This window comes from Streptomyces sp. RLA131, from assembly GCF_056270125.1.
Genome location: NZ_JBWDOQ010000002.1, coordinates 5,549,867 through 5,572,514 on the forward strand (window position 1 = coordinate 5,549,867; position 22,648 = coordinate 5,572,514).

Consider the following 22,648-nt stretch of genomic DNA (forward strand, 5'->3'; position numbering starts at 1 on the left):
CATGCCCGTCTCCCCTTCCTCCAGCGCTCAGGCTGCACGCCAGGCGCTCGCTACCCGTCTCGGTGAAATCCGCCGCGACGCGGGACTGACGGGACGCGAGTTGGCTGTCCGATGCGGTTGGAGCGAGGCGAAGTCCTCCCGGGTTGAGCACGCCAAGACCCCACCGTCGGACGCTGACATCAAGGCCTGGTGCCGCGCTTGTGGAGTGCCGGATCAGGCTGCCGATCTGGTGGCAGCCAATCGTGCGGCCGACTCGTTGTATGTCCAGTGGCGGCGCATCCACCGCAGCGGCATTCGGCAGAGCCAACGGGCCACGGTCCCGCTCTACGAGCGGACGCGGCTGTTTCGCGTCTACTGCTCCAACGTCATCCTCGGATTGCTGCAGACGGCCGGCTACGCGACGTCTCTCCTGTCGGCCATCACCGAATTCCAGGGCACGCCCAACGACGTCCCCGATGCCGTGGCAGCCCGTATGGCCCGCAACCACGTACTCCGGGAGGGCAATCACCGGTTCGCCTTGCTTGTCGAAGAATCAGTGCTCCGATCCCGAGTCGCTGATGCGTCCGTCATGGCCGGTCAACTCGGCTATCTCCTTGAAGTGATGTCCTTGCCATCGGTGTCGCTGGGAGTCATCCCGTTCACGGCCGACAGGGGCATGTGGACGCTTGAGACCTTCATGGCCTTCGATGAGGAGTCCGTGCAGGTTGAGCTTTTGACGGCATTCGTCAACGTCACCGCACCCGGCGAGATCGCGACGTACATCAAGGCGTTCGCGCAGTTGCAGGTGCTGGCCGTCTACGGCGCTGAAGCCCGGGCCTTGATCACCTCGGCAATCGACACCTTGAGGTAAAGAGCCTGCAAGCTGGTGCAAATTTGTGGAGCCGGCATCAGCCGCTTCTCTACCGTCCTACTCATGGCAGCCACGCAGGCGCCGCACCGGGCGACGCCGGCAGCTGCCAGGGGTACGACGGATGAGCGACGAGAGCGTAGGACCACTCGACCTGTGGGCGCGCTTCGCCTGGGCCCACGGCGCCTGCTTCGCTACGAGACGAGGGGCGTGCCTGTGGTCGGTGCCATTCCGGCTGGAGCAGCTGCATTGGTTCAAGGTCGGACGCAGGCGACTGCGGCGTGACCAGAGTGAGACGCCGCTCCTACGGAACTGCCCCAGGCCGTCAGTACTCGATCCCGCGTCATGCCCCAATGAAGCTCCAACACCAGATTTCCGGCGCTGGTCCGGGCGTCGGACTCATCGACCACGAGGAGAACCATATGAAGACGGTGGACCAGCCCCGACTGGTGCCGTTCGGAGCGTTGGGCGCCCGTATGCCGTGCCTGGTCATCCAGTCGGTGGCGGACGTGACCTTCAACGAAGAGCGGCAGTTCAACGAGATGGGCGACGGTTCGCCCTGGCACGTCACGCCGCAGGCGGCTTCCTGCACCGACACCAACCAGGACGGGCAGGGCGACGACGTGTCCGACCCGTACTACGCCGCCGCTTCGTGATGCCAGCCGCCCGTAGCGGTCCCGTCCTGGTGGTCGCGGAGAATCTTGATGCTTCCGCCGACATGGTGGTCGACCAGCTTCAGCGGCGCGACGTGCCGGTGATGCGATTCGACGCTGCCCGCTTCCCTCAAGCCCTGATGCTCAACGCTGAGCATGGCTCCAGAGAGGCTGGCTGGACGGGGGTAGTGGATGAGGGGTGTCGCTCGGCGCGGCTGGAGGAGGTCCGGGCCGTCTACTACAGGCGGCCCGGGCGTCCGGTCATCGCTGACGGCGTGGAGGAGCCCTACCGCACATGGGCCCGCGACCAGGCCGACGCCGCGCTGCTCAACGTCATGTCGGCCGTGTCCGTCCGTTGGATCAACGACCCGCACCGCGACCGCTTGGCCGCCCACAAGCCGCAACAGCTCACCGCCGCAGTCACTGCTGGCCTCACGGTTCCCCGCACCCTCATCACCAACGACCCTTACGCGGCAAGGTCTTTCGCGAAGGATGTCGCTGCGCCGGTGATCTGCAAGCCGGTGCTCGGCGGACGCCTGGACTTCGGCGAGGGCCAGCGTTTGATGGTGCCCACCCATCGCATCGCCCCGGCCGAGCTGGACGACAGCGTCAGGCTGACAGCGCACCTTTTCCAAGCGGAGGTACCGAAGGCGTACGAGGTTCGGTTGACCGCCGTGGCCGGGAAGCTATTCGCCGCCACTATCCAGGCCGACAGCGAGCAAGCTCGTACCGACTGGCGCACTGACTACGAAGCCCTCACCTACGGCACGACCGATGTCCCCGATCACGTGGCAGTCGGCGTTCAACGGTTCCTCCAGCACTACGGCATCGCTTTTGGGGCCTTCGACTTCGCCGTGACCCCAGCGGGAGACTGGGTGTTCTTCGAGTGCAACCCCGCTGGCACCTGGGCCTGGGTGGAGAACCAGACCGGCCTGCCGATTGCCGCCGCCCACGCCGACTACCTACGAGGAGAGCATCAGCCGTGACCGGCACCGAGCTTGAGGCTCAACGGCTTCGCGACGCGCTCGCCGACCAACTGCGCCAGGACGGTGTGCTTACCGACGATACCTGGGAACGAGCTGCCGGCACTGTCCCGCGCGAGCTGTTCCTCGACGAGGGCTATTTCCGTATCGAGCCCGATTCCCGTCCCACGCTGTACGAGCCCGTCGTGCCGGGCGCGCCGGACTGGTTGGAGGACATCTACCGCGACACCACGCTGGTCACCCAACTCGATGGCTCGTGGCGTGCTGTCCACATCGATGGCCCTGTCGAAGGCGTGCCCACGTCCTCCTCCACGATGCCGTCCCTGGTTCTGCGCATGTGGCACCAGCTCGGTGTCGAGAGTGGCATGAAGACGCTGGAGATCGGCACGGGAACCGGCTACTCGACCGCCCTCGGCTGCCACCGCCTTGGCGAAGCCAACCTCACCAGCATCGAGGTCGATCCCGACAACGCCGCCCGCGCAGCCGCAGCTCTTGAGTCAGCTGGCTACTGGCCTCACCTGGTCGTCGGCGATGGGCTGGACGGACACCAATCAGGAGCGCCGTACGACCGGCTCATCGCTACCTGTGCGGTCCGCCACATCCCGTACCAATGGATCGACCAGGTCCGAGACGGGGGCGTCATTCTCGCAACGGTCGCCGGATGGATGCACGGCTTCGCTCTCGCCCGGCTCACGGTCGGCGGCGACCGCACGGCCAGCGGACGCTTCCTGCCCGGCCGCACCAGCTTCATGATGGCCCGACAGCACGATCACCCACCGCACCCGCGATTGAACCTGTTGCCTGGTGACCAGCGAAACACCGGTCTCGACCCTGCGATTCTCAGTGATCCGACCGGCCGGTGGGTCGCGCAGCTGTCCGCTCCCACGGCTCAGCACTTCGGCCTCGGCGAGCAGCACGTGCTCATGGATGTGGCGACAGGCTCCCAAGCCCGGGTCCGGCCCGATGCCGCGGGCGGGTGGATCGTCATCCAGCGCGGGCCATTGCGGCTGTGGGACCAGGTCGAGGAAGCCCTCCAGGTGTGGCACGGGGCAGGCCGGCCACATCAGAGCGGGTTCGGTATCACCGTCACCCCCGACGGGCAGCGCGTGTGGCTTCACGATGAAGCCGACGGACCCAGCTGGAAGCTGCCCATCTAACGCCAGGGCAGCAGTGTCCTCGATGGCCGGACGGGGTGTGGCGGCGTGCCCGGTTGTCGATCGGGTGCGTGCCTTCGGCCGCGTTCGTCCTTGATCGCCGGACGGGCTTTTCGGGTGTTCTTTAGCCCGGTCCATGGAGGCGTGCGGATGCTGGACGGGCGCGCCCTGCCCTGCGTCTTTTCCCCCGAGCCCGGGGCAGGGCCTGCTCAGTCGAGGAGGCTGCCGCCATGACCAGCGTGACAACCCGGACCCCGTCGGGCGCGGCCCGGAAGCAGCCGCCTGGCGTTCCCGCCCGGCTGCGGCTCGGTTATGCCACCGGGTCGCTGGTCACCGGGACCTTCAACACCCTGCCGGGGCTGCTGCTGCTGCCCTACCTCACCGACACGCTCGGTGTGGGTGCCGCGCTGGCCGGGGCGATCGTGTTCGCCCCCAAGGCCTGGGACGCGGTGCTCAACCCGCTGGCGGGCCGCGCCAGCGACCGCACCCGCACCCGGTGGGGGGCCCGCCGCCCGTACGTCCTGGCCGGGGGCCTGGCCGTGGCGCTGTGCTTCGCCCTGATGTTCGCCGGGCCGGCCGGCGGCACCGCGGGCGCGTGGTTCACCGCCGCGGGGTTCCTGCTCACCGCGACCGCGTTCGCCTTCTTCCAGATCCCCTACGTGGCCATCCCGGCGGAGATCACCGACGGCCCCCGGGACCGGATCCGGCTGGTCGGCGGCCGGGTGGCCGGCATCGGCGTAGCGGCGCTGATCGCCGGCGCGGCCGGCCCCGCCGTCATCGACGCGGGCGGCGGAGGGCTGCCGGGGCACCGCTGGCTGGGCCTGTTCGGCGCGGCGGTGATCGCGGCCGGGGCGGTGGGGGCCTTCCTGGGCACGGCCGGTACCCGTGGCGACCGGGTCGTGGAGAGCGAGCCGAGCCTGCGTCACCAGCTCGCCGTCGCCCGCGGCAACGCGCCCTTCATGGCCCTGCTGCGCTGCGTGGTGGTCCAGACCGTCGCCACCGGGGTGCTGCTCGTCGGCGCCCCCTACTTCGCCTCCCACGCCCTGCACGACTCCGGCGCCACCGGCTCCCTGGTGGCGGCCTTCGTCGCCCCCAACCTCCTCACCATGGGCCTGTGGTCACGGGTCAGCACCCGCCTGGGCAACCGCCGCGGCTATGTCGCCGCCTGCGTCCTCTTCGGCACCGGCTGCCTGCTCTTCCTGGCCGCCCCCGCACTGCCCACGGCCGCCGTCCTGCTCACCATGGTGCTCGCGGGCACCGGCCACGCCGGTCAGCTGCTCTTCCTCTACGCGATGCTCCCCGAGTGCATCGACCACGACACCGCCCGCACGGCGCGCCGCCAGGCCGGGGTGCTGTCGGGCCTGTTCACCACCGGCGAGGGGCTGGGTCTCGCGCTCGGCCCGTTCCTGTACGCGCTGGTGCTCCAGGCCTTCGGCTATGTCTCCTCCGACACCGGCCGCGCCGCCCACCAGAGCGCCGCCGCGGACACCGGGGTGCTGCTGGGCATGGCCGTGCTCCCCGCGCTGGCCACCGCGGCAGCCGTGGTCCTGCTGCGGCGCTACGACACCCTCAGAGACGGGCCGGCAGCTGGTCCGGCGGCGGGGTGAGGGGCCTCGTACCGCCGTCGGCGCCGATCAGCCGTACGGTGCCGGATCGGGAGCCTGACGCCCGCGGCGCCACCTCGCCGACGACGACGGCCTGCCGGCCCTGCGGGTGGGCCCGTAACGCCGTCAGCACCGGATCCACCGCGTCGGGCGCGACGAACAGGCACAGCACCCCCGCGCAGGCCGCGTGCAGCGGATCGACGCCGAGTGCGGCGAGCGCGGCACGGGTCTCGTAACGCACCGGCAGCGCCTGCTCGTCGAGGTGCAGGGTCAGCCCCCGGGCGGCGGCGCAGTCACGCAGGACGCCCGCCAGGCCGCCGGTGGTGACCGGGCGGGCGTGGCGGAGCCGGGGGAGTACCGGCGCGAGCAGCCCGGTGAGCGGGGCGCAGTCGCTGGGGACGAGGTGTTCGTACCCCAGGGAGCCGCGCAGCGACATCAGATGGGCGGCGTGGTCGCCGAGCGGGGCGGTGACCAGGATGCGGTCTCCGGGCCGCAGGCCGGCCGGGCCGGGCGGGCGGCCTCCGGCCGGGCCGGGGCGCCGGCCGATGGCGGTGGCCGCGATGAAGACGCGGTCGGCCTCACCGGCCCGGACCACCCGGGTGTCGACGGCCGCGACGGTGACGCCCGCCTCGGCCGCCGCCGCGCGCAGCGACTTGGTGAGCCGGTGCAGCAGCCGGACCGGCAGCCCGGCCTCCAGGACGATCCCCAGGGCCAGTTGGCGCGGTTCGGCGCCGGTGGCGGCCAGGTCGTTGACGACCGAGCACACCGCGAGCCGGCCGATGTCACCGTCGCCGAAGAACGGCGGATCCACCGCGTACGCCCCGGTGCTCACCGCCGGGGTCCCGTCCGCGGGCCCCTCCGCCGGCCCGGGCGTGCCGTCCGCCCGGACGACCCCCAGGGCCTCGGCGACCAGGTCCCCCAGGTCCTGGCCGAGCGCTATCTGCTGTGTGGACCGGGCATTCGTCTCCATCGGCATGGCAGGCCCCCCTCCCGCGGCCCTGGCGGGCCATGCCCCAGTGTTCTCCCGCCCGCGGTGCGACGGCAGGGGGGCGGAAGGCGAATGAGGGGGGTTTAGGGGGCGGTCAAGGGGGCGTTGTGCGGATTCCGCGTTCCTAGACTCGGAGACAGTGACCGACCCATGTGCCGATTCAGCGCCGGTGCCGGGACGTCGTCCACCACGAGGAGCATCATGACGAATTCGACCACCAGCGCCTGGATACGCCACTATCACGCCGCCGACCCCGACGCTCCGCGCCTGATCTGCTTTCCGCACGCCGGGGGATCGGCCAGTTTCTATTTCCCGCTGTCGCAGGCGCTGGCCCCCGCGATCGACGTCCACGTGATCCAGTACCCGGGCCGTCAGGACCGTAACAGGGAACCGCTCGTCGACAATGTCCCGGAACTCGCCGACCGGGTATTCGAGGATCTGCGGCAATTGGCCGATGAGGGTCGGCCGTTGACGCTCTTCGGTCACAGCATGGGCGCCACCGTCGCCTTCGAGACCGCCCGCCGGCTGACCGCCGCCGGGTATCCCGCGCCCGCCCGCTTCTTCGCCTCGGCCCGCCGCGCGCCCTCGCGCACCCGGCACGAGCAGGTGCACAAGAGGGACGACGACGGCATCGTCGCCCAGCTCCGCCGGCTCAGCGGCACCGACTCCCGGGTGCTGGGGAACGAGGAGATCATGCGGCTGGCCATGCCCGCCATCCGCAACGACTACAAGGCCGTCGAGACCTACCGCGCCGACGCCGGCGTCCGGATCGACTCGCCGGTCACCGTCCTGGTCGGCGACGCCGACCCGACCACCACCCTCGACGAGGCCGAGGCCTGGCGCGATCACACCACCCGTGACGTGGAGATCCAGATCTTCCCCGGCGGCGGTCATTTCTACCTCGCCGACCGGCCCGCCGAAGTACTCGACGCGATAAAGCGCCGTATGGGTGCCGCAGGGGTGGCTAGGGGTGCTGTCAGGGGTTGAGCCGGACAGAACATCAGCTCGATAGTGTCGGGTGAATACACACATCTTCTGTCAATCGCCGTACGTGACTGTGTGGTTCCGCTCTTCATGAGGGGGAAGGCGTTCGCATGACGACGAACGAGGAAAAGCTCCGGGAATATCTCAAGCGGACGACAACCGCACTGCACCAGGCTCAGCGGCGACTTGACGATATCGCGGCCAGGGAACAGGAACCCATTGCCATCGTGTCGATGGCCTGCCGGTATCCCGGTGGTGTGAGTTCCCCGGAGGATCTCTGGCAGCTGGTTTCCGACGGGGTCGACGCCATCGGCGAGTTCCCCGAGGACCGGGGCTGGCCCACCGAGGAACTCTACGACCCGGACCCCTCAGTGACGGGCCGGACCTACTCCACCCTCGGCGGTTTCCTCTACGACGCGCCCGCCTTCGACGCGGCGTTCTTCGGGCTGCCCCCGCGCGAGGCGGTGGCCATCGACCCCCAGCAGCGGCTGCTGCTGGAGACCTCCTGGGAGCTGTTCGAACGCGCCGGGATCGTGCCGGCCGCCCTGGCGGGCAGCCGGACCGGCGTCTTCACCGGTGTCATGTACCAGGACTACGCCTGGCGGTTCCAGCGCACGCCCCGCGAGGTCGAGGGCCTGCTCGGGATCGGCAGCGCCGCCAGCGTGGCATCGGGCCGGCTCTCCTACACGTACGGCCTGGAGGGCCCGGCGGTCACGGTCGACACGGCCTGTTCCTCCTCCCTGGTCACCCTGCACCTGGCCGCCCACTCGCTGCGGCGCGGCGAGTGCCGCATGGCGCTGGCCGGCGGGGCCACGGTGATGGCCACCCCGGGCGTCTTCGTGGAGTTCAGCCGGCAGCGGGGACTGGCCCCCGACGGGCGTTCCAAGGCCTTCGCGGCGGCCGCCGACGGCACCGGCTGGTCCGAGGGCGTCGGACTGGTGCTGCTGGAGCGGCTCTCCGACGCCCGCGCCAACGGCCACCCCGTCCTCGCGGTGATCCGTGGCTCGGCGGTCAACCAGGACGGCGCCAGCAACGGGCTCACCGCCCCCAACGGCCCCTCCCAGCAGCGGGTCATCCGCGAGGCGCTGGCCCAGTCCGGGCTGTCGGTCGCGGACGTGGACGCGGTGGAGGCGCATGGCACGGGTACCGCGCTGGGTGACCCGATCGAGGCGCAGGCGCTGCTGGCGACCTATGGGCAGGAGCGTGAAGAGCCGCTCTGGCTGGGGTCGTTGAAGTCGAACATCGGGCACACCCAGGCGGCTGCCGGGGTGGCCGGGGTGATCAAGATGGTGATGGCGATGCGTCAGGGCGTCCTGCCCGCGACGCTCCACGTCGACCAGCCGTCACCGCACGTCGACTGGTCCTCGGGAGCGGTCGAGCTGCTCACCGAGCAGCGGGAGTGGCCCGTCACCGGCCGCCCGCGCCGCGCGGGTGTGTCGTCCTTCGGGATCAGCGGTACCAACGCCCACGTGATCCTGGAACAGGCCGGGACGGAGGAGGCCGCGCCGGACACGGCGCCGGACACGGAGCCGGACGCCGCGCGGCGGACGGCCGGGCCCGCGTCGGCGGAGTACGACGGTCCGGTGCCGTGGGCGATCTCGGCCCGCAGCGCCCGCGCGCTGGCGAAACAGGCCGAAAGGCTGGCCGGGTTCGTCCGCGAACACCCCGCCCTGGACGCCGCCGAGGTGGCCGGGGCGCTGGCCCGCGCGCGTACCCACTTCGACCACCGCGCGGTGGTGCTGGGCACCGGCCGCGACGAACTGCTGGCCGGCCTCGGCGCACTCGCCGACGGCGCCACCGGCCCCCGGGTGACCCGGGGCCGCGCCGCGTCCGGCGGCGGCCTGGCCGTGCTGTTCACCGGGCAGGGCGCACAGCGCGTGGGCATGGGACGCGGACTGTACGAGCGGTTCCCGGTCTTCGCCGCGGCCTTCGACCAGGCCTGCGCCGAGCTCGACACCCACCTGGAGGTGCCGCTCGCCAAGGCGGTCCTGGAGGGCGAGGGCGGAGCCGGCCTGCTGGACCGTACGCAGTACACACAGGTGGCGCTCTTCGCCCACGAGGTGGCGCTCTACCGCCTGCTGGAGTCCTTCGGCGTCCGCGCCGACCACCTGCTCGGCCACTCCGTCGGTGAGCTGGCCGCCGCCCATGTCGCCGGGGTCTTCTCGCTGGCCGACGCGGCCCGGCTGGTCGCGGCGCGCGGCCGGCTGATGCAGAGCCTGCCCGCGGGCGGCGCCATGCTGGCGGTGCAGGCCACCGAGGCCGAGGTCGTCGAGGCCCTGGAGGGCCGCGGCGAAGACGAACGGATCTCGGTCGCGGCCGTCAACGGCCCGTCCGCCACCGTGGTCTCCGGCGACGAGGACGCGGTCGACGCCTTCGCGCGGACCATGGCGGACCGGGGCCACAAGACCAAGCGGCTGCGCGTCAGCCACGCCTTCCACTCGGCGCACATGACCCCCGTCCTCGCGGAGTTCGCGCAGATCGCCGAGCAGGTGACCTACCACGAGCCCCGTATCCCGGTGATCTCCAACGTCACCGGCGCCCCCGCCGGCGCCGGGGAGCTGACGGACCCCAAGTACTGGGTGCGGCACATACGGGACGCGGTGCGCTTCCGCGACGGCGTCGAGGCGCTGCGCGACCTGGGCGTGACGGCGTACATCGAGGCCGGCCCGGACGGGGTCCTGACGGCGATGGCCCGGGAGACCCTGGGCCTGACGTCCGACGACCTGACCCTGCCGCTGCTGCGCCGGGACCGCCCCGAGGTCACCTCCCTGCTGACCGCCCTGGCCGGGCTGCACGTCAACGGGCACCCGGTGGACTTCGCCCCCGTCCTGCCGCAGGCCCCGGACGGCCGGACCACCGGACCTGCCGGACCGGCCGGGCTGCCGACGTACGCGTTCCAGCGCGAGCGCTACTGGCTGCACGCCGATCCCGGCACCGGCGGCGCCGCCCCCGGATCGCCCGAGGAACGCTTCTGGAACGCCGTGGCGGGCCAGGACACCGAGGCGTTCACCCGGCTGCTGGCGGACGACGAGGCCGGCACCGCACACCACGAGTCCCTGGCCGGGCTGCTGCCGCTGCTGTCGCGGTGGTGGCAGCGCCAGCAGGAGGCACTGCCCGCCGCGGAGGCGGCCGGCGGTGGCGACGACGGGGCGGACGGACCGCCGTCACTGCCCGAACGGCTGCACGGCCTGACCGGGGACGACCGGGTGCTGGTCATCCGCGAGGTGGTCCGCACCGCGTGCGCCGCCGCCCTGGGCCATGCCTCCGGCGACGACATCGATCCGGACGGCGACTTCCTCGACATGGGGTTCACCTCGCTGTCCGCCGTCGACTTCGGCAACGCGCTCCGCGACGCCACCGGCGTCGAGATCCCGCTGAGCTCCGTTTACGACTATTCGACACCAGTGGCGCTGGCGGAGTTCATCTCCGCCGAGCTCCTCTCCACGGTCCCTGAACCGCAGTCCTGAAGTGGATGGGTGTATGTCCAGCAACCGCGCCTCCGACGCCTCTGCCCCTCTCTCCGCTGACCGCGCGACCCCCGCGAGCCCCGCGACTCCCGCGACCCCCGCGTCCCTCGCGAACGAGCCGGTGGCGGTCATCGGACTGTCCTGCCGACTGCCGCAGGCCTCCGATCCGGACGCCTTCTGGCAGCTGCTGAGCGAAGGGCGGGACGCGGTCACCGACGTGCCCGACGGCCGCTGGCCCGACGCCGACCCGGCCTCCCCCGGGGCGGACTTCCGCCGTGGCGGATTCCTGGACTCCGTCGACACCTTCGACGCCGCCTTCTTCGGGATATCACCGCGCGAGGCGGTGGCCATGGACCCGCACCAGCGGCTGATGCTGGAGCTGAGCTGGCAGGCCCTGGAGGACGCAGGACTGCGCCCGGACCACCTCACCGACGGCCGCCCCGGCGTCTTCGCCGGCGTCATCACCGACGACTACGCCACCCTGGCCACCCGGATCGGCGGAGCCGCGGTCACCCCGCACACCATGACGGGCCTGCACCGCAGCATCATCGCCAACCGCGTCAGTTACGTCCTCGGCCTGCGCGGCCCCAGCCTGACCGTCGACACCGGCCAGTCCTCGTCCCTGGTCTCGGTGCACCTGGCCTGCGAGAGCCTGCGCTCCGGGGAGTCCACCGTCGCGCTGGCCGGCGGGGTCAACCTCAACCTCATACCGGAGACCACCGACCGCATCGCCGCCTTCGGCGCCCTGTCCCCGGACGGCCGCTGCTACACCTTCGACGCCCGCGCCAACGGCTACGTACGCGGTGAGGGCGGCGCCGTCGTCGTCCTCAAACTGCTCTCGCGGGCCATCGCCGACGGCGACCCGATCCGCTGTGTGCTGCGCGGCAGCGCCGTCAACAACGACGGCGGCGGCGACACCCTCACCGCGCCCGACCGCAACGGCCAGCAGCGGCTGCTGATCCGCGCCCACCAGCAGTCCGGCACCGACCCCGCCGACGTCCAGTACGTTGAGCTGCACGGCACCGGCACCCCGGTCGGCGACCCCGTCGAGGCGGCCGCGCTCAGCGCCACCATCGGCTCCGTACGGGAACCCGGGCACCCCCTGGTGGTGGGCTCGGTCAAGACCAACGTCGGCCACCTGGAGGGCGCCGCGGGCATCACCGGCCTGGTGAAGGTGATCCTCAGCGTGCAGAACCGCGCGCTGCCCGCCAGCCTCAACTTCGAGACCCCCAACCCCGGCATCCCGCTCGACGAGCTCAACCTGCGCCTCCAGCGCACCACCGGCCCCTGGCCGCACGAGGACCGCCCGCTGGTCGCCGGGGTCTCGGCGTTCGGGATGGGCGGCACCAACTGCCATGTCGTGGTGGCCGAATGGCCCGGCGCGCCCGCCCCTCGGCAGCCTCGCGCGACGGCCACCGGTCCGGCCCTGCTGTCCGCGAGCGCCGGGGCGCCGGTGCCCTGGGCGGTCTCCGGCAGCGGCCGCAACGGGCTGCGCGCCCAGGCCGGCCGGCTCGCCGCGTTCGTGGCGGCCGACCCCGCCCCCGAGGGCGGCCTCGCCGACCTCGGCTGGTCCCTGGCCCGCACCCGCGCCGCCCTGGAGCAGCGCGCCGTGGTGCTCGCCGGTGACCTCGGCGACGCCCTGTCCGGGCTGACCGCCCTGGCCGACGGCGTCCCCGGGGCCAACGTCGTCTCGGGCACCGCCGACGCCCGCGGCAAGGTGGCCTTCGTCTTCCCCGGCCAGGGCGCCCAGTGGCAGGGCATGGCCGCCGGACTCCTCGAAACCTCACCGGTGTTCGCCGAGCGGCTGACCCAGTGCGACACCGCCCTCGCCCCCTACGTGGACTGGTCGGTGCTGGACGTCGTACGCGGCGGTGAGAACGCGGCCCCACTGGACGACGTGGTCGTCGTGCAGTGCGCGCTGTGGGCCGTCATGGTGTCCCTGGCCGCGACCTGGCGGGCGGCCGGTGTCGAACCCGACGCCGTGGTCGGCCACAGCCAGGGCGAGATCGCCGCCGCCACCGTCGCCGGCGCGCTGTCCCTGGAGGACGGGGCGAAGGTCGTGGCGCTGCGCGCCCAGGCCATCGCCGAGGGCCTGTCGGGCCTGGGCGGCATGGTCTCCGTCGGGCTGCCCGCCGAGGAGACGGCCACCCTCCTGGAGCGCTGGGGCGAGCGGATCTCCCTCGCCTCGGTCAACGGCCCCTTCGCCAGCATCGTCTCCGGTGAGAACGACGCCCTGGACGAGCTGCTGGCCGCCTGCGAGACGGACGGGGTACGGGCCCGGCGGATCGCCGTGGACTACGCCTCCCACAGCGCCTACGTGGAGACCATCCGGGAACAGGTGACCGAGGCCCTGGCGGGCGTCGAACCCCGCCCCGCCGACGTGCCGTTCTACTCGTCGGTCACCGGCGCCCGGATCGACACCTCCGGCCTCGACGCCGAGTACTGGTACACCAACCTCCGCCGGACCGTGCGGTTCGCCGACACCATCCGCGCCCTGCTCGCGGACGACTTCGGGTTCTTCGTCGAGTCCAGCGCCCACCCGGTGCTGACCGTCGCCCTCCAGGAGAGCCTGGAGGCCGCCGACCACACCGCGGTCGCCCTGGGCACCCTGCGTCGCGGCGAGGGCGGCCCCGACCGCTTCCTCACCTCCCTGGCCGAGGGCTTCGTAAGGGGCCTGCCGGTCGACTGGGACGCGGTCTTCGACGGCACCGGCGCCCGCGCCGTCCCGCTGCCGACCTACGCCTTCCAGCGCCGCCGCCACTGGCTCGACACCACCGGCCTGCCGGCGGGCACGGCCGGCCCCGTCCGCGCCGCGGCCGCCGTGGAGGGCGACGAGGACGCCGCCGCGTCGGCGCTGCGCCAGGAGCTGGCCCCGCTGGGCGCCGCCGGCCGCGCCGAGGCGCTGCTGCGGCTGGTACGGGCCCACGCGGCCGCCGCGCTCGGCCACCCGTCGCCGGAGGACGTGGCGCCGGACCGGACCTTCAAGGACCTCGGGGTCGACTCGCATCTGTCGGTCCGGATCCGTAACACCCTCACCGCCGAGACCGAGATCCCGCTGACGACCACCGCCCTGTTCAAGCACCCCACCCCGGTGGCGCTGGCCCAGCACCTCGGCGAGGCGCTCTTCGGCGCGGAGGCCGGCACCCCGGCCCCGCTGCCCGTACCGGCCGCCGTACCGGCCGGGGCTGCGGCCGGGGCCGACCCGGTCGTCATCGTGGGCATGGCCTGCCGCCTCCCCGGCGGCGTCTCCTCCCCGGAGGAGCTGTGGCGGCTGGTCGCCGGGGCCGAGGACGCCATCGGCGGCTTCCCCGCCAACCGGGGCTGGGACCTGGACGCCCTCTACCACCCCGACCCCGAGCACTCCGGCACCACGTACAGCAGGGACGGCGGATTCCTCCACGACGCCGACGAGTTCGACGCCGGGTTCTTCGGGATCTCGCCCCGTGAGGCCCTGGCCATCGACCCGCAGCAGCGCCTCCTCCTGGAGACCTCCTGGGAGGCCATGGAGCGCACCGGCATCGACCCGGCGTCGCTGCGCGGCTCCCGCACCGGGGTCTTCACCGGCCTGATGGCCATGGACTACGGGCCCCGGCTGCACGAGGCCCCCGAGACCGCCGAGGGCTACCGCCTCACCGGCAACGCCGCGAGCGTGGCCTCGGGCCGGGTGTCCTACACGTTCGGGTTCGAGGGTCCTGCGGTGACGGTGGACACGGCGTGTTCGTCGTCGTTGGTGGCGTTGCATCTGGCGGGTCAGGCGTTGCGTTCGGGTGAGTGTGATCTGGCGTTGGCCGGTGGTGTGACGGTGATGGCGACGCCGGGGATGTTCCTGGAGTTCAGTCGTCAGCGGGGCCTGGCGCCCGATGGCCGGTGCAAGTCGTTCGCGGCGGGTGCGGACGGTACGTCGTGGGCCGAGGGTGTGGGTGTGCTGGTGCTGGAGCGGCTGTCGCGGGCCCGTGCCAACGGCCACCGCGTCCTGGCCGTCGTACGCGGCTCCGCCGTCAACCAGGACGGCGCCAGCAACGGGCTCACCGCCCCCAACGGCTCGTCCCAGGAACGCGTGATCCGCGAGGCGCTGGCCCAGTCCGGCCTGGCCCCCTCCGACATCGACGCGGTGGAGGCGCATGGCACGGGTACCGCGCTGGGTGACCCGATCGAGGCGCAGGCGCTGCTGGCGACCTATGGGCAGGAGCGTGAAGAGCCGCTCTGGCTGGGGTCGTTGAAGTCGAACATCGGGCACACCCAGGCGGCTGCCGGGGTGGCCGGGGTGATCAAGATGGTGATGGCGATGCGTCAGGGCGTCCTGCCCGCGACGCTCCACGTCGACCAGCCGTCACCGCACGTCGACTGGTCCTCGGGAGCGGTGGAACTGCTCACCGAGGAGCGGGAGTGGCCCGGGGACGACCGTCCGCGTCGGGCGGGTGTGTCGTCCTTCGGGATCAGCGGTACCAACGCCCACGTGATCCTGGAACAGGCCGGGACGGAAGAGACCGCGCCGGAGACCGCGCCGGAGACCGCGCCGGACGCCGCGCCGGAGACGGCGGGGCCCGCGCCGGTGGAGCACGCCGGGCCGGTGCCGTGGGTGATCTCGGCGCGCAGCGCCCGGGCGCTGACCCTGCAGGCGGAGCGGCTGCGGGAGTTCGCCCTGACGCGGCCCGAACTGGGCCCCGCCGAGATCGCCGGGGCCCTGGTGGCCTCCCGTACGCACTTCGACCACCGCGCCGTGGTGCTGGGCTCCGAGCTCGCCGAACTCACCGCCGCACTGGAGGCGTTGGCCTCCGGCGGGACCGCGCCCGGCGTGGTCTCCGGCGGCGCGGCGGCGGTGGCGGCCCCCAGGACCGGGGTGCTGTTCTCCGGCCAGGGCAGCCAGCGGCTGGGCATGGGGCGTGAACTGTACGCGGCCTACCCGGTGTTCGCCGCCGCCTGGGACGAGGTCTGCGCCGAGCTGGACGTCCATCTGGACCGGCCGCTGACCTCGGTGATCGAGGGCGACGACCCCGCTCTGCTGGACGAGACCGGCTGGACCCAGCCGGCGCTGTTCGCCTTCGAGGTGGCGGCCTTCCGGCTGCTGGAGTCCCTCGGTGTGCGCCCGGAGGTGCTGGTCGGGCACTCCATCGGTGAGCTGGCCGCCGCCCATGTCGCCGGGGTGTTCTCGCTCGCGGACGCGGCCCGGCTGGTCACCGCCCGGGGCCGGCTGATGCAGGCACTGCCGGCGGGCGGCGCCATGGTCGCCGTCCAGGCCACCGAGGACGAGATCCTCAAGGCCCTGGACGGACTGGACGGGGTGGCCGCCGTCGCGGCCGTCAACGGACCGGCCTCCGTGGTGGTCTCCGGCGCGCAGGACGCGGTCGAATCCGTCGCGCGGACGATGGCCGGGCGGGGGCGCAAGACCCACCGGCTGCGGGTCTCGCATGCCTTCCACTCGCCGCTGATGGACCCGATGCTGGAGGAGTTCCGGCAGGTCGCGCGCACCGTCTCGTACGCGCCGCCCCGGATCGCCGTGGTGTCCAACCTGACCGGCCATGTGGCCGGCCCCGGGGTCCTGGAGGATCCCGAGTACTGGGTCGGCCACGTACGGGCTGCCGTGCGCTTCGCCGACGGGGTCCAGGCCGCCGTGGCCGCCGGGGCACGGGTGCTGGTAGAGGCCGGCCCCGACGGGGTGCTGACCGCCCTGGCCCAGCAGGTGCTGGGCGACGACGGCCAGGACGTGGTCGCGGTACCGGTGGTCCGCAAGGACCGCCCGGAGCCCCGCACCGTACTGGAGACGCTGGCCCGGCTGCACGTACGCGGTGTGCCGGTGGACTGGCAGGCCCTGCTGGCCGGCCCGGCCGCGGCGCGGCCGGCCCCGGGCAGGCGGCTCGAACTGCCGACGTACGCCTTCGACCGGCAGCGCTACTGGCTGACCGCCGACGCCGCGACCGGTGACGTCACCACCGCCGGTCTGGGCGCGGTGGAGCACCCGCTGCTGGGCGCCCTGACCGAACTGGCCGCCGGGGACCAGCTGGTGCTGAGCGGCCGGATCTCGCTGCCGACCCACCCCTGGCTGGCCGACCACACGGTGCTGGACAGCGTGCTGCTGCCGGGCACCGCCTTCCTGGAGATGGCGCTCCAGGCCGCCGACCGCGCCGACGGCGCCCGGATCGACGAACTGACCCTGGAGGCACCGCTGGTCCTCGCCGGGGACTGCGCCGTACAGCTCCAGGTCGTGGTGGGCGCGGCCCCTGCCCCGGAGACCGCCGCGACCGGCCGCCGCACCCTCGGCGTCTACTCGCGGCCCGAGGGCGCCGCCGGAGCCTGGACCCGGCACGCCGCCGGCTTCCTCACCGTCCGGACCGCCGACGGCGATGCCGATGGCGAAGCCGACGCCGGTAGCTGGCCGCCCCCCGGCGCCGTGCCGGTCGAACTCGGCGACCCCTACCCGGCGCTGCTCGGCCGGGGCTACGCGTACGGTCCCGTCTTCCAGGGGCTGCACGCCGCCTGGCAGTCCGGCGACGACGTGTACGCGGACGTCCGGCTGCCCGCCGACGCACACCGCGCCGCCGAGGCGTTCGCGGTGCACCCGGCGCTGCTGGACGCGGCGCTGCATCCGCTGCTGCTGGTGGTCTTCGCCCAGGCCCTGCGCGAGCAGGAGTCGCAGGTCCTGCTGCCCTTCTCCTGGTCCGGGGTGTCCCTGCACGCGCTGGGCGCCACCGCCCTCCGGGTACGGATCACCCGCACGGGACCGCAGGAGGTCGCACTGCGGATCACCGACCACGGCGGCGCGCCCGTGCTGTCCGTGGAGTCCCTGGCGCTGATGCCGGCCTCCGCCGAGCAGCTGGCGGCGGCACTGGCGGGCGCGTCCGCCGCCGGTTCGCTGCTGGGCCTGGACTGGACCGAGGTGCCACTGCCGGACACGGCACCGGCCGGCCGGACGCGGGCCGTGGCGCTGGGCGCGCACTCCATGGGGTCGTCGGTCGACTCGTACCGTGACCTCGCCGCGCTGCGCACGGCGGTCGCCGCGGGCGCCGCGGTGCCGGAGCTGGTGTTCGCCCATGTCGCCGCGGACAGCGGGGCCGACGTACCCGGCGCCGCGCTGACCGGCACGCACCGGGCGCTCGCGCTGGTCCAGGACTGGCTGCGCGACGAGGACCTGGCCGGCTCCCGGCTCGTCGTCGTCACGCGCGGCGCGGTCGCGGTGGCCGAGGGCGAGGCACCCGACCTCACGTCGGCCCCGGTGTGGGGTCTGCTGCGGTCGGCCCAGACGGAGCACGCCGACCGGTTCGTCCTGCTGGACCTGGACGACGACGAGGAGTCGGTACCGGTCCTGACCGCCGCCTGCGCCACCGGCGAGCCCCAGCTGGCGCTGCGCTGGGGCACGGCCTTCGCACCCCGGCTGGCCCCGCTGCCCGCCGCCGCCGGACGCCCCGGCTGGGCCCCCGGCGGAACGGTCCTGCTCACCGGCGGCACCGGCGGCCTCGGCGCGCTCGCCGCCCGCCACCTGGTGTCCGAGCACGGCGTACGGAATCTGCTGCTGGCCAGCCGCCGGGGCGCCGAAGCGCCCGGCACGGCCGCACTGACAGCCGAACTCGCCGAACTCGGTGCCGAGTTGACGGCGGTGGCCTGCGACGTCTCGGACCGCGCGGCCCTGGCCGGGCTGCTGGCGGCGATCCCCGCCGACCGGCCGCTCACCGGGATCGTGCACCTGGCCGGCGTCCTGGAGGACAGCCCGGTCGTGTCGCTGACCCCGGGGCACGTCGACCGGGTCTTCGCCGCGAAGGCCGGGGCCGCCTGGCACCTGCACGAGCTCACCAAGGACCTGCCGCTGGCGGCGTTCGTGATGTACTCCTCCGTCGCCGGCACGGTCGGCACCGCGGGGCAGGCGAACTATGCCGCGGCCAACGTGTTCCTGGACGCCCTGGCCGCCCACCGCCGGGTGCAGGGGCTGCCCGCGGTCTCCCTGGCCTGGGGCCTGTGGGGGCTCGACTCGGGCATGGGCGGCGCCCTGGGCCAGGCCGACCTGGCGCGGTTCCGGCGCAGCGGCATCGCCCCGATGCCGGCGGCCGAGGGCATGGCCCTGTTCGACGCCGCCCTGGCGCTGGACACCGCCCTGGTGGTGCCCGCCCACCTCGACCTGGCGGCGCTGCGGCAGCGCGAGGACCTGCCGGCGGTCTACCGCGGCATGGTCCGCGGCCGGCTCCGCCGGTCGGCGTCCGACGGTCCCGCCCCCGAGGCGGCGGCGCCCGCGATGTCGGCGCTGGCCAGGAGGCTGAGCACGCTGCCGGCACCGGAACAGGAGCGCGAGCTGCTGGACCTGGTGCGCGACACCATCGCCCTCGTCCTGGACTATCCGTCCGCCGACGACGTGGACACCGACTACACCTTCAAGGAGCTGGGCTTCGACTCCCTCAGCGGGGTCGAGTTCCGCAACCAGCTCAAGGCGGCCACCGGAGTGCAGGTCGCCACCACGGTGGTCTTCGACTATCCGACGCCCGGCGGACTGGCCGGCCATGTGCGGGACCTGCTGTTCCCCGAGGCCGGCCCCGACGAGGAGCCGGAGCAGAGCGACGAGGACATCCGCCGCATCCTGGCCACGGTTCCGATCGGCGGACTGCGGGAGTCCGGGCTGCTGGACAGCCTGCTGCGGCTCGCCGACGACCCGGACGGAGGCACGGACGAGGGCACGGAGAGCACCACCGGGCGCGCCGATCAGGACATCGACAGCATGCAGATCGACGACCTCATCCAACTGGCCCTCGAAAAGGAGTAACCCATGGCAACGGACATCCAGAAGGCCCTCCGCGGATTTGTCGCCCAGGAACTCAAGGGGCAGCACGCCTACCTCGACTCGCTGTCCGAGGCGCCCCTGCCCCTCTACGAGCGGTTCCGCGACACCGGGCTCGCGAACTGGTGGATCCCCAAGGAGCAGGGCGGCCTGGGCCTGACCCTGTCCGACAGCGTCGACATCGTCAACGAGATCGCGTACGGCGACGCCGGGGTGGCCTTCACCCTCTTCATCTCCGTACTGGGCACGAGCATGGTCTCGCTCTACGGCTCCGAGGAGCTCAAGGAGCGCTACGTGGCGCCCATGGCGGCCCGGGGCTCGTACTGCGCCACGCTCGGCAGCGAACGCGAGGCGGGCAGCGAACTCGGCCGGATCGAGACCGTCGTCGCCCGCCAGGGCGGTGAACTCGTCGTCACCGGCGAGAAGTTCTTCTCCACCAACACCGACTTCGCCGACTTCCTCGTCGTCGTGGCCCGGTCCGCCGACGACCCCAGCGAGCACCTGGCGGTCGTCGTGCCCCGGGACACCCCCGGCCTGCGCGTCACCAGGCGCTGGGACGTCATCGGCCTGCGCGCCTCGGGCACGTACGAGGTCAGCCTCGACAACTGCCGGGTCCCGGCCGGCAACCAGTTGGCCGGATCCGGGCTGCGCCTGCTGGAGATCGGCCTCAACGCCAGCCGTATCCTGATCGCCACCACGGCGCTCGGAATAGCCCGGCGGATCCGTGACCACTGCATGGACTACGCGAAGACCAAGCAGATCAAGGGCGCGGCCCTGACCGACAATCCGGTGTTCGCGGGCAAGCTGGGCCAGATGGAAATGCTGATCGACGTCATGAAGAGCCAGTGCCGGGCGGCGGCCCGCGACTACGACGCCATCATGAGCGAGCCGAATCCGGCGGCCGTCTTCGCCAAGCAGGGAACCCTGAAGTCGGCGCTGACCGCGAAGATGTTCTGCGGCCAGGCCGGCTGGGAGGTGGCGAGCGTCGGCTCCGAGATGTTCGGCGGCCTCGGATACACCAACGACCTGCCGATCGGGAAGCTGCTCCGCGACATGCGGTACGTGTCCATCGTCGAGGGCGGCGACGACGTGCTGCGCGAACTCGTCTTCAGCCGCTACGTGATTCCGGTCCCGCGCCGCTCGTAGCTGGTAGCGAACCCCGCACAGGAACGGGCCGGCTGTCCCACGGGACAGCCGGCCCTCACGTTTCCCCCGCCCGGACGCAGCCCCCGGCCGCGCTTGTCCCCCAATCGCCGGACGGGCCGTTTTGAGCGCCCCCGGCTACCGCTGGGAGGTGCCCCCAGTCCGGCGGTTGAGGACAGAACGGCCACCGGACGGACCCGGTGAATCGCGGCCACCGCTCCGGCGGGACCACCCCCGGCGCGGGGCAGCGAGAACAGGGCCGGTCCGGCGGGAATCCGCCGGACCGGCCCTGAGCGAGGTGGTGACAGCTGTCAGCCCGCCGCCCCGGCGGGGCTCTTGGCCGCCGCCCCGGCCTCGGCCTCGGCTCCCTCCGGCTCCGGACGGGGCCGGGGACGCGGCATCGCCAGCATCACCGCGGCCGCGCCCAGCAGCGCGAAGCCGCCCGCCGCGAACGAGGTGACATGCATCGCCGAGATGAAGGAGTCGTGCGCCTTCTCGACCAGGGTCTGCACACCGTCCAGCGCCGACTGCGGGGACTTGCCCGCCTGGACCCGGGCGGCGAGCTTCTCGATCTCGCTGCCGGTGGCCACGATCGACTCGGCCGCGCTGTGCCGCACATCGCGCGGCAGCGTGGCCTGCACCGTCGGGGTGACGTCCTTGCGGTACACCGCCGACAGGATCGAGCCCAGCACCGCGATGCCCAGCGCGCCGGCCATCTGCCGCACGGTGTTGGTCACCGCGGACCCGGCGCCGGCCTTGTTCACCGGCACGGCGGACATCGCCTGAGCCGTGGCGGGCGCGAACACATTGCCCATGCCGAGGCCGAACACGAAGCCGTCGACCAGCAGGATCCACACCGGGGTGCTCTGGTCCACGAACGCCCAGGCCAGCAGGGCGAGTCCGATTCCGCCCAGACCGCTGGAGACCGGGCCCCGGCGGCCGAACCTGGCCACCAGCTGGGCGCTCTTGGCGGCCCCCAGCATCAGCCCGGCGGCGATCGGCAGCGCGACCACACCGGCCTTCAGCGCGTCGTAGCCCCGCGCCGCCTGCCAGTAGTACGCCATGTAGACCAGGCCGCCCATCAGCGCGAACGAGGTCAGGGCGAGTGCGGCGGTGCCGGTGGAGAACAGCCGGTTGCTGAACAGCGTCACATCCAGCGCGGGCGAGGAACTGCGCCGCTGGAGCTGGACGAACAGTGCCAGGACGGCGATGCCGGCCAGCGACGGGGCCAGTACCTGGACCGAACCCCAGTGGTTGGTCTCGCCGCCCTTGATGATGCCGTAGACCAGGCCGACGACACCGGCGGTGGACAGCACCACGCCGTACAGGTCGAGACGGCTGGGCTTGGGGTCCCGGGACTCCGGCACGATGACGAGGGTCAGCACGATTCCGATCAGCACCACGGGGATGTTGACCAGGAACAGCGAGCCCCACCAGTAGTACTTCAGCAGCAGGCCGCCGCTGATCGGGCCGATGGCGATCGCGATACCGGAGAACGAGGACCACAGGCCGATGGCCTTGCCACGCTCCTGCGGCGGGAACACGTTCTGGATGATCGAAAGGGTCTGGGGCTGCACCATCGCCGCGCCCAGACCCATTCCGGCCCGCGCCGCGATCAGTTGCGCCGGCGAGGTGGAATAGGAGGCGGCCACGGAGGCCACGCCGAACACAATCATGCCGGCGACGAGTAAACGCTTGCGCCCGATCCGGTCACCGAGCACACCGAAGGTGAACATCAACCCGGCGAAGATCAGGATGTAGGAGTCGAGGACCCACTCCATCTCGCTCTGCGTCGCGACCAGATCGTGCTGAATGGTCTTGAGGCCGACGTTCAGGATCGTGTTGTCGATCAGGATCATCAGCAGACTGGTGACGAGGACGCCGAGGATCAACCAACGCCGCGGATGACCAGCCTGGGGCTGCACTTGGGGAGAGGAGGTCTGCGTCATGGTCGAGACTGTAGATGATTTCAATACGCAGGAGTCCGCCCCGGACGGAACTTAGGGGTGATTAGGGGTGTGGCCGGATTTCCGCTATCGCTAGTTTGTTTGTAACCGCGCGATCGTG

At 72.5% G+C, this 22,648-nt stretch carries 11 protein-coding genes; 9 read left to right on the forward strand and 2 right to left on the reverse strand.

Annotated elements, in window-relative coordinates; translation table 11 throughout:
- Position 1: 1 nt before the first annotated feature.
- The 5 genes from RWE79_RS26290 (at position 2) to RWE79_RS26310 (ending at position 5,244) form a co-directional block, all read left to right on the forward strand.
- Positions 2-850, forward strand: coding sequence for a helix-turn-helix domain-containing protein (locus tag RWE79_RS26290; RefSeq protein WP_475942531.1), 849 nt, complete (start codon positions 2-4; stop codon positions 848-850).
- Positions 851-1,269: 419 nt separating this feature from the next.
- A complete protein-coding gene (locus tag RWE79_RS26295) occupies positions 1,270-1,503 on the forward strand; it encodes a hypothetical protein (RefSeq protein WP_475942532.1) in 234 nt (77 codons plus the stop codon).
- A gap of 29 nt (positions 1,504-1,532) precedes the next feature.
- Complete coding sequence (gene tgmB, locus RWE79_RS26300) at positions 1,533-2,486, forward strand: ATP-grasp ribosomal peptide maturase (RefSeq protein ID WP_475942533.1); 954 nt, start codon at positions 1,533-1,535, stop codon at positions 2,484-2,486.
- A complete protein-coding gene (gene tgmC, locus RWE79_RS26305) occupies positions 2,483-3,640 on the forward strand; it encodes an ATP-grasp peptide maturase system methyltransferase (RefSeq protein ID WP_475942534.1) in 1,158 nt (385 codons plus the stop codon). Before tgmB ends, tgmC begins: the two co-directional genes overlap by 4 nt.
- Before the next feature lie 227 nt (positions 3,641-3,867).
- A complete protein-coding gene (locus tag RWE79_RS26310; RefSeq protein ID WP_475942535.1) occupies positions 3,868-5,244 on the forward strand; it encodes an MFS transporter in 1,377 nt (458 codons plus the stop codon).
- Here RWE79_RS26310 and RWE79_RS26315 read toward each other — a convergent pair.
- Entirely contained in the window at positions 5,207-6,217 is a 1,011-nt protein-coding gene (locus RWE79_RS26315) for an AIR synthase-related protein (protein ID WP_475942536.1), read from the reverse strand. The two genes, RWE79_RS26310 and RWE79_RS26315, sit on opposite strands and share 38 nt — an antisense overlap.
- Positions 6,218-6,430: 213 nt before the next feature.
- Here RWE79_RS26315 and RWE79_RS26320 point away from each other — a divergent pair, with 213 nt between their 5' ends.
- The 4 genes from RWE79_RS26320 (at position 6,431) to RWE79_RS26335 (ending at position 20,584) form a co-directional block, all read left to right on the forward strand.
- The gene (locus RWE79_RS26320) at positions 6,431-7,216 is read left to right on the forward strand and encodes a thioesterase II family protein (RefSeq protein ID WP_475942537.1); all 786 of its coding nucleotides are present in this window, start codon (positions 6,431-6,433) and stop codon (positions 7,214-7,216) included.
- 107 nt (positions 7,217-7,323) lie between these two features.
- Positions 7,324-10,680: a type I polyketide synthase gene (locus RWE79_RS26325; RefSeq protein WP_475942538.1), complete on the forward strand. Its 3,357-nt coding sequence runs from the start codon at positions 7,324-7,326 to the stop codon at positions 10,678-10,680.
- A 13-nt stretch (positions 10,681-10,693) separates the two neighbouring features.
- Positions 10,694-19,423 (forward strand): type I polyketide synthase, encoded by an 8,730-nt coding sequence (locus RWE79_RS26330; RefSeq protein ID WP_475942539.1) that lies wholly within the window; start codon positions 10,694-10,696, stop codon positions 19,421-19,423.
- A 3-nt stretch (positions 19,424-19,426) separates the two neighbouring features.
- Positions 19,427-20,584: an acyl-CoA dehydrogenase family protein gene (locus tag RWE79_RS26335; protein ID WP_475942540.1), complete on the forward strand. Its 1,158-nt coding sequence runs from the start codon at positions 19,427-19,429 to the stop codon at positions 20,582-20,584.
- A 308-nt stretch (positions 20,585-20,892) separates the two neighbouring features.
- On the opposite strand, the gene RWE79_RS26340 is transcribed toward RWE79_RS26335, so the two are convergent.
- Positions 20,893-22,530, reverse strand: a complete 1,638-nt coding sequence (locus tag RWE79_RS26340) for an MFS transporter (RefSeq protein ID WP_475942541.1) — start codon at positions 22,528-22,530, stop codon at positions 20,893-20,895.
- Positions 22,531-22,648 lie beyond the last annotated feature (118 nt).

Excerpts from the sequence above, each read along its gene's own strand:
- RWE79_RS26290 (WP_475942531.1), top strand. The coding sequence starts at position 2 with ATGCCCGTCTCCCCTTCCTCCAGCGCTCAGGCTGCACGCCAGGCGCTC.
- RWE79_RS26295 (WP_475942532.1), top strand. The coding sequence starts at position 1,270 with ATGAAGACGGTGGACCAGCCCCGACTGGTGCCGTTCGGAGCGTTGGGC.
- RWE79_RS26310 (WP_475942535.1), top strand. The coding sequence starts at position 3,868 with ATGACCAGCGTGACAACCCGGACCCCGTCGGGCGCGGCCCGGAAGCAG.
- RWE79_RS26315 (WP_475942536.1), bottom strand. The coding sequence starts at position 6,217 with ATGCCGATGGAGACGAATGCCCGGTCCACACAGCAGATAGCGCTCGGC.
- RWE79_RS26320 (WP_475942537.1), top strand. The coding sequence starts at position 6,431 with ATGACGAATTCGACCACCAGCGCCTGGATACGCCACTATCACGCCGCC.
- RWE79_RS26325 (WP_475942538.1), top strand. The coding sequence starts at position 7,324 with ATGACGACGAACGAGGAAAAGCTCCGGGAATATCTCAAGCGGACGACA.
- RWE79_RS26330 (WP_475942539.1), top strand. The coding sequence starts at position 10,694 with ATGTCCAGCAACCGCGCCTCCGACGCCTCTGCCCCTCTCTCCGCTGAC.
- RWE79_RS26335 (WP_475942540.1), top strand. The coding sequence starts at position 19,427 with ATGGCAACGGACATCCAGAAGGCCCTCCGCGGATTTGTCGCCCAGGAA.
- RWE79_RS26340 (WP_475942541.1), bottom strand. The coding sequence starts at position 22,530 with ATGACGCAGACCTCCTCTCCCCAAGTGCAGCCCCAGGCTGGTCATCCG.